The sequence below is a fragment of the Halobacillus rhizosphaerae genome (genome assembly GCF_046719735.1).
In the GTDB taxonomy this organism is placed as follows: Bacteria; Bacillota; Bacilli; order Bacillales; family Halobacillaceae; genus Halobacillus_B; species Halobacillus_B rhizosphaerae.
This window is the reverse complement of sequence record NZ_JAUTWQ010000052.1, coordinates 1-1585: the sequence shown is the minus strand read 5'-3', so window position 1 is coordinate 1585 and position 1585 is coordinate 1. Positions and strand designations below refer to the sequence as shown.

The window sequence follows — 1585 nt, the reverse complement described above, 5'->3', positions numbered from 1 at the left end:
GTATACCAGCTAATAGAAGGTCAATAGGTAAGGGTAAAAAAGATTAAACAGACATGGTACAATATAAATGAACATACTAAATAAACTTCAAGATTAATGATTTGAAGTATTTTCTATAAAAGTATATTAATGGTTTCTTCTAAATCACAAAGGTCTTTTTACTTTTTAAGATGGCATAAATCCAGTGAATGAGCTTGTTTGCACAAGCGATGATCGCCACCTTATGTGGTTTGCCTTCTTCGCGTTTCTTGTCATAATAAGCTCTTAGTTTTGGGTTTCGATTCTTGGTTATTCCGCATTGGACCGCATTATATAGACTTTTTCTAAGGGTAGACGATCCTCTTTTGGTAATTCGGTTAATGCTTGCTTTGAACTGTCCCGATTCATGGACTCTTGGGTCAATTCCCGAGTATGCCACGAGCTTCTTAGGGTGCTTAAACTGATCAATATCCCCAATTTCGGATAAGATTGTTGCCGCAATCTTTCCACCAATACCCGGGATTGATCGGATAATTTCATATTCATCAAATTCTTCAGCCAAGGCATCTATCTCTTTTATGAGCTTCGATAGGTGCCTTTGGTATTGGAGAAGAAGTTGAATAAACATCGTTAAACTTCCTACATGACTTGTATATAAGTTACGTTTAAAAGGGTTTCGGTCAGCTGCTTCTTTGAGCTGATGGGCTCTATCTAATGCCCATCCATAGGAGCGTTTAGCCCCTTGTTGGAGAATCACTTTAGCTATTTTTTCCTTGGTTTCCTCCTTAACCTCTTGAGGTGTCGGATAGTGGAGTAACGTTCGTAAGGAGGTCGGAGAATACAGATCTCCAAAGGCAGTCTTATATTCAGGAAAGACTTGATCCAATACAGTATGGAACTGGAGTTTAATTTGTACATAAGTTCCTGTTAACGCGTCATGTTGGCGCGTTAGATTCCTCAGGTTCATGATTTTGACAGTTTTCTTCTTGAAAGGTTGAAGGTCCTCGTACAGATAATAAAGTTCCCCTAAACGAAAGGCATCAATGGCATCGGTCTTTACTTTCCTTAAGCTCATCTTCTTAGCTTCGTGGGAAAGAACGGGATTCACTAAATAATAGACAATTTGTTGATCCTCTAAGAACTGTAAAACGGGTTCATGGTAATGACCCGTAGATTCAAAAACGACGACCGGAGGTCGCCCTGTGACTTCTTCCACCTCTAACCAAAACCGATGAAAATCGTGTAAACCTAAGACATTATGCTCGAAAATAAAACTTTTTTTGTAGGGTTCTTTCTTTTGTAAAAAGGCTTGTACTTGACTTTTCCCCTTCGAAATATCCAGGCCAATAACTGGATCCATTCATTATCACATCTCCTTTTATCATATTCGCCGGCAGCCCCTAATCTAGCTTGTAGTGTCATAGCTTCGCTTGTTATGCGGGACTAGGTCCCAACCAGCCTCAAACATGTTTCTACAAGTAGGGGGAGGACAGTATACTGGACGGGATCAGAGTCCCAAGAGCAGGAACGTCCTTCCCCGGCTACCTAAATAATAACCTATAAAAAATAGGTCAACCAGAAATCACTGGATGACCTTATAATACGA

Annotated in this window: 1 protein-coding gene; it reads right to left on the bottom strand. The window is 39.9% G+C overall.

Annotation, left to right across the window (positions count from 1 at the left end; translation table 11 throughout):
* Positions 1-139 precede the first annotated feature (139 nt).
* Positions 140-1339, bottom strand: a complete 1200-nt coding sequence (locus Q7A53_RS21665; RefSeq protein WP_411791294.1) for an IS110 family RNA-guided transposase — start codon at positions 1337-1339, stop codon at positions 140-142.
* Between the last annotated feature and the right edge of the window lie 246 nt (positions 1340-1585).